Origin of the sequence: Microbacterium sp. Ag1, from assembly GCF_001005635.1 — a bacterium.
Classification (GTDB): domain Bacteria; phylum Actinomycetota; class Actinomycetes; order Actinomycetales; family Microbacteriaceae; genus Microbacterium; species Microbacterium oxydans.
The window spans coordinates 308,340-314,685 of sequence record NZ_LBCR01000031.1; the positions used below are offsets into that span (position 1 = coordinate 308,340).

Sequence of the window (6,346 nt, forward strand, 5' to 3'; positions counted from 1 at the left end):
CCGCACACGCTAACGGGGCCCCCGGACAAACCGGAGACCCCGTTGACAGCGTCGGCGGGAGCGGTCAGGCGCTGAGGACGACCGTCTCGTCGATGGGGCGACGCACGCGCGGGGCGACCTCGCGCTGCTGCAGCACCTCGGGCAGGGCCTCGATGTCGCCGAACTCGCCGACGGCGAAGACCGTGACCGGCACGAACCGGGCCTCGAGGTCCGCGAACTCACGGACCACCTCGGGGTCGAAGCCGCTCATCTGGTGCACGAGCAGGCCGTCGTGGTGGGCCTGCACCGAGAAGTGCGCGACCGCCTGGCCGAGGTCGTAGAGTGCGTGCGTGATCGGGGTGCCGTCGGTGGTGGCGGTCTCCGCGATCGCGACGACGAGCACCGCGGCGTTGCCGGCCCATGCCTGGTTGAAGCCCATCAGGGCATCGACGACCTGGGCGTGGAGTGCAGTGCCGCGACGGGCGACGATGAAGCGCCAGGGCTGGATGTTGTTGGCGGACGGGCTCCAGCGGGCGGCCTCGAGGGCGGTCGCGAGCTTGGCCTCGTCGATCGAGTTCTGCGCGTCGAAGGCGCGGGGGCTCCAGCGGCCGGCGAGGACGTCGAGGACGGGGTGCTCGGTCGGGGCGGTGCGGTCGATCACGGGGGTGCTCACAGAAGTGCCTTTCAGAAGGAGTGGATCGGACTCCTTCGTCCGGGTACACGGGAGCCAACAGATGTATGTGCATGCATATTCCCGGATCGTCCGGATGCCCTCGATGGCCGGATCCCGCAGCGACCGGATGCCGATCGCGGTGACGAACAGCGTGACGGCGATCGCGAGCGCCACGGCCACGGGGCCGGCGGACGACACCTCGGCGACGTCGAGCCAGGAGATCGTGTAGGTCGCGACGGCCGCGACCGGGAAGGTGAACGACCAGAAGCCGAGTGTGAAGGGGAGCCGACGGTAACGCGGAATGGTGGCGACCTGCGCGGCGACGAGGAGCGTCATGAGACCGGCGAACGCGAACGAGAGCGGCGATGCGATGCCGTCGGTCAGGGCGAAGAGCGCGAGTCCGCCGACGGCCGGCGGGGCCATCAGCACCGCCAGGCTGGGGGTGAGCGCATCCGGCAGCGGGGGGCCGGCGACCAGGCGCACGAGCACGAGCGTCGTCATCACGACCCAGAAGAGGCATCCGACGCCGAACGCCGCCCATCCGAGCCCCGGCAGCCCGAGTGCCTCCGCGGCGGTCGCGATGATGAATCCGCCGGCGACCGGCGGCAGGATGTACCCGCCGTGGATCGCGGCGAGCTCGATCCGGCCGGCCATCCAGGTGCTCACCAGCCAGCCCGCCCACACCGCGGTGCTGGTCATCGAGGCGATCACGATCGTCGAGCCCGCGACGGGGAGCGAGGGAAGCAGCCGGATGCCGATGAGCATCCCTACCAGAGGGAGGATCACGGCGAACGGTGCCTGCACGGGGTCGCGGAGCTGCGCGCGCAGAGGTGTGCTGCTGCGCACGCCTCTCACGGTGTGCGCGGCGAGCAGTCCGATCGTCGCCATCGCCGACAGGCCCCAGAAGGCAGGGCCAACGGAAGCGGGCACCGGAGCGACGGCGGTGGCCGCCGACCAGGTCGACGCGACGCCGGCGAGGCCCAGCGCGATCGCCAGGGTGCTCAGCGGGATCCGTGCGGGAGGGTTCCGGCCGGAGCGGGTGCGCGTGGAAGAGGACATGTCGAGGTAACCTCTGACATTTTACTCCGCGGTTCACGAAGGCGGCGCGGATGCCGAAGGCGGCGCAGACCCCGAGGCTAGGCGGCGAGGTCGTGCGAGGCCGCGTCGGCGAGTGCGCTGCGCACGGCGCGGATCGAGGGAGCGTCCGCAGATACACGCCTCGCGGAGGAGAAGATCTCGCGCCGAGGCTCCTGCGGCAGCGGTGCCAGGTCGACCGTCGGGGTGTCACCCGCCCACACGAGCTCCGGCAGCAGTCCCACTGCGAGTCCGGCATGGATCAGCCGCACGTGGGCGGTGAGGTCGGCGATCTCGAAGCGCACATCGGGCTCGAACCCGGCGGTGCGGCACAGCTGCTCCGCCCAGGCGCGCGACGCGGTGCCGGCAGGTTCCAGCACCCAGGGTTCGTCGCGGGTCGACCACAGCGCGGCGACGGCGTCGGGGTGCGCGGGGGTCCCTGGCCGCCGCGCGAGGGCGATCGCGTCGTGTGCGAGCACCACCCGGTCGAGGTCGGCGTGGATCGGGCGTGTGCGGCCCGGGTACTGCTCGGCGAGGATGAGGTCGAAGTCGCGGCTGGACACTCCGACGAGTCCGGTCTCCGGGTCGGACTCCGTGACCTCCACTCGCAGGGCAGGATGACGTTCCTTGAGGGCTTCGAGCCCGCGGGGCAGGAGCGAGTGTGCCGTGGACTGGAAGACCGCGATGCGCACGGTGCCCGTGACCTCGGTCAGGGACTCGGCGACGGCGACCTGGGCGTGCTCGAGCTGGTCGAGGATGCCGATGGCCTCGGCGACGAGCACGTTCCCCTGCGGCGTGAACTGCACCCCGCGCCCGACCCGGCGCAGCAGCGGCACGCCCACGTCGCGCTCCAGCGCACTGAGCTGCTGCGACACCGATGCCTTGCTGTAGGACAGGGCATCGGCGACGGCCGACAGTGTCCCTCGACGCGACAGCTCCACCAGCATCCGCAGTCTGTTCACGTCGAGCACGGCGGGTCCTTCGTTCGGCGCCTATCGTTCAGTGGAACTGAACAGAATCCACGCAAATCGGTTGATAGACGGAGCCTACCGAGCGGCAGGACAATGATCCAGCCGCACACGAAATCCCGGTGTGCGCTCTCTTGGAAGGTCCCACCGATGCCTGTCGCCGCCGACACCACCACCCCCCGCACCGAAGACGTCGCCGCCCTGGTGCAGCGCTGGCTCGCCGAGAGCGAGACCCACCCCGTCGAGCCGGCCGCCCAGCGCCTCTCCGAGGTGCTCAAGGACCCGAACGGACTCGCGTTCACGGTCGGCTTCGTCGACGGCGTCATGCGCCCGGAAGACCTGCGCGTCGCCGGCCGCAAGCTCGCCGAGCTGAGCGACATCACCCCGTCGCTGCTGCCCGGATACCTGCGCGCCGCGATCAAGACCGGCGGCTTCTGGGCGCCGAAGCTCCCCGGCGTTGTCGTGCCGATCTCCCGCCGTGTGTTGCGCGCCATGGTCGGGCACCTCGTGCTCGACGCCACTCCGTCCAAGCTCGGCCCCGCCATCGCGAAGCTGCGCAAGAGCGGCAACCGCCTGAACCTCAACCTGCTCGGCGAGGCCGTGCTCGGAGAGCGGGAAGCCGGACACCGCCTGCAGGGCACCCGTGACTTCCTGGCCCGCGACGACGTCGACTACGTGTCGATCAAGGTCTCCAGCGTCGTGAGCCAGCTGTCGATGTGGTCGTTCGACGAGGCCGTGGCGGACGTCGTGGAGAAGCTCACCCCGCTCTACGAGCTCGCCGCGCGTGCCGAGGCCAAGGGCAAGGCCAAGTTCATCAACCTCGACATGGAGGAGTACCGCGATCTCGACCTGACGATCGCGGCCTTCACGAGCATCCTCGACCAGCCGGGCTTGGAGAACCTCGAAGCCGGCATCGTGCTGCAGGCGTACCTCCCCGACGCGCTCGGCGCGATGCAGCACCTGCAGGAGTGGGCAGCTGCCCGCCGCGCCAAGGGGGGAGCGCCGATCAAGGTGCGCGTCGTCAAGGGCGCGAACCTCGCGATGGAGGAGGTCGACGCCGCGATCCACGGCTGGCCGCTCGCCACCTACGGCACCAAGCAGGACTCGGACACCAACTACAAGCGGGTGCTCGACTGGGCCATGACGCCCGAGCGCCTGGACGCCGTGCGCATCGGGATCGCCGGTCACAACCTCTTCGACATCGCCTACACCTGGCTGCTCGCCCAGGCGCGCGGGGTGGCCGACCCGACCGGCGCCGACCCCCTCGTCGAGTACGAGATGCTGCTGGGCATGGCGACCGGTCAGGCCGAAGCCGTCCGCAAGGACGTCGGCCGTCTGCTGCTCTACACGCCGGTCGTGAACCCGGCGGAGTTCGACGTGGCGATCGCGTACCTGGTGCGCCGCCTCGAGGAGAACGCCAGCCCGGAGAACTTCATGTCGGCGGTGTTCGAACTGGCCTCCAACCCCACGCTCCTCACCCGGGAGCGGGAGCGCTTCGAGCGTTCGCTTGCCGCGCTCGCGAACGACGATCCGCAGTACGTCCCCGCCGCCCATCGGGTGCAGGATCGGACAGCTGAGGCTCCCGCGGGAACGACCACGGGCTTCGCGAACCAGGCCGACACTGACCCCGCCATCGCGGCGAACCGTGCCTGGGGGCGGGAGATCCTCGGCCGCTCGGTCGGATCGACCCTCGGACTCGACACCATCGCGCTCGCCAAGGTCGAGACCGATGCCGAGCTCGATGGCATCTTCTCCGCGGCGACCGCGGCCGCCGAGAAGTGGGCCGCGCTGCCGGCCGCCGACCGTGCCGCCGTGCTGCACCGCGCCGGCGACGAACTCGCCGCGCGTCGCGGTCAGCTGATCGAGATCATGGCCCACGAGGCGGGCAAGACCATCGCCGAGGCCGACCCCGAGATCAGCGAGGCCATCGACTTCGCGCACTACTACGCCGAGCGCGCGAAGGACCTGGAGACCGTCTCCGGTGCCGAGTTCGTGCCGTCGAAGGTCACCGTGGTCACTCCTCCCTGGAACTTCCCGGTCGCGATCCCCGCCGGCGGTGTGCTCGCGGGCCTGGCCTCGGGCTCTGCCGTGATCATCAAGCCGGCCAAGCTCACCCAGCGCTGTGGCGCCGTGATGGTGGAGGCACTGTGGGCCGCCGGGGTGCCTCGGGACCTGCTCGCGCTCGTCGACCTCGCGTCGCGCGACCTGGGCACGCGCCTCGTCGCCGGCCCCGCGGTGGATCGCGTGATCCTCACCGGGGCGTATGAGACGGCGCAGCTGTTCCGCTCGTTCCGCTCCGACTTGCCGCTGCTCGCCGAGACCAGCGGGAAGAACGCGATCATCGTGACCCCGTCCGCCGACCTCGACCTCGCGGCCGCCGATGTGGCCCGAAGTGCGTTCGGCCACGCAGGGCAGAAGTGCTCCGCCGCGTCGCTCGCGATCCTCGTGGGATCCGTCGCCGACTCGAAGCGGTTCGAGCGTCAGCTGGTGGATGCGGTGACCTCGATGCGCGTCGGCCTGCCCGATGACCCCGCCACCCAGATGGGTCCGATCATCGAGCCCGCGAACGGCAAGCTGCTCACGGCGCTCACGAAGCTCGAGAAGGGCGAGCGCTGGCTGGTGAAGCCGCGCAAGCTCGACGACGAGGGCAAGCAGTGGACGCCCGGCGTGAAGACCGGTGTGCGCGAGGGATCGTACTTCCACCTGACCGAGTTCTTCGGGCCGGTGCTCGGCATCATGCACGCCAAGGATCTGGACGAGGCGCTGCGCCTGCAGAACGCGGTCGACTACGGTCTCACGGCCGGCATCCACTCGCTCGACTCCGACGAGGTCGCCACCTGGCTCGACCGTGTCGAAGCCGGCAACCTGTACGTGAATCGCGGCATCACCGGGGCGATCGTGCAGCGTCAGCCGTTCGGCGGCTGGAAGCGCTCGGCCGTCGGCGCCGGAGCCAAGGCCGGTGGCCCGAACTACCTCTTCGGTCTCGGCGAGTGGACGCCGGCCGAGCTCCCGGCCGCGGCGCCGGGTGCGGCCGTCGTCCCCGTCGTGCGGGCACTGCTGGAGGCGGCGTCCTCCGAGGTGGACGCGGCCGAGGCCGAGTGGCTGCAGCGTGCTGCCGCATCCGACGAGCATGCCTGGATCGACGAGTTCGGCGCCGTGAGCGACAAGTCCGGCCTCGGGGTCGAGCGCAACCTGTTCCGCTACCGTCCCGTCGCCGTCGACGTGCGCATCGCCGACGACGCTCCTCTGGTGGATGGCCTCCGTGTGCTCGCGGCCGCCCTGCGCAGCGGCAGCCCGTTCACGGTGTCGGCTCCCGCTCTGCCCTCTCGCGTCGAGAAGGCCCTCCGCGCGCACGGCGTGACCGTCAAGCACGAATCGGACGCGGCGTGGACCAAGCGTTACGCCAAGACCGCGAACTCGTGGCACCGCGTGCGTCTGGTCGGCGGCGACGCCGCGGCGCTGCACGAGGCGCTCGACGGAAGCCCGGATGTGGCGGTCTGGTCGCACGCCGTGACCGGGGCGGGACGGGTCGAGATGCTACCGTTCCTGCACGAGCAGGCCGTATCGATCACGAACCACCGCTTCGGCAATCCCACCACCCTGGCCGACGGCGTGATCTGACCTGACCCTTCGCCGAGACCCATCCCGCACG

At 70.6% G+C, this 6,346-nt stretch carries 3 protein-coding genes and 1 pseudogene; 1 reads left to right on the top strand and 3 read right to left on the bottom strand.

From position 1 onward, the window contains the following. Positions 1–64: 64 nt before the first annotated feature. The 3 genes and pseudogenes from AAY78_RS20105 to AAY78_RS13210 all read right to left on the bottom strand — a co-directional run bounded on the left by AAY78_RS20105 (position 65) and on the right by AAY78_RS13210 (position 2,697). Positions 65–652, bottom strand: coding sequence for a nitroreductase family protein (locus tag AAY78_RS20105; protein WP_046748778.1), 588 nt, complete (start codon positions 650–652; stop codon positions 65–67). 138 nt (positions 653–790) lie between these two features. After that, positions 791–1,711 (bottom strand): annotated as a pseudogene (locus tag AAY78_RS20110) (transporter); the annotation flags it as partial. Positions 1,712–1,788: 77 nt separating this feature from the next. Then, on the bottom strand, positions 1,789–2,697 hold the full coding sequence (locus AAY78_RS13210; RefSeq protein WP_046748730.1) for a LysR substrate-binding domain-containing protein: 909 nt from the start codon (positions 2,695–2,697) through the stop codon (positions 1,789–1,791). Positions 2,698–2,844: 147 nt separating this feature from the next. Here AAY78_RS13210 and AAY78_RS13215 point away from each other — a divergent pair, with 147 nt between their 5' ends. Further along, complete coding sequence (locus AAY78_RS13215; protein WP_046748731.1) at positions 2,845–6,315, top strand: proline dehydrogenase family protein; 3,471 nt, start codon at positions 2,845–2,847, stop codon at positions 6,313–6,315. Positions 6,316–6,346 lie beyond the last annotated feature (31 nt).

Bases quoted from the DNA above. Each gene is read 5' to 3' on its own strand.
- AAY78_RS13215 (WP_046748731.1), top strand. From the start codon at position 2,845: ATGCCTGTCGCCGCCGACACCACCACCCCCCGCACCGAAGACGTCGCC.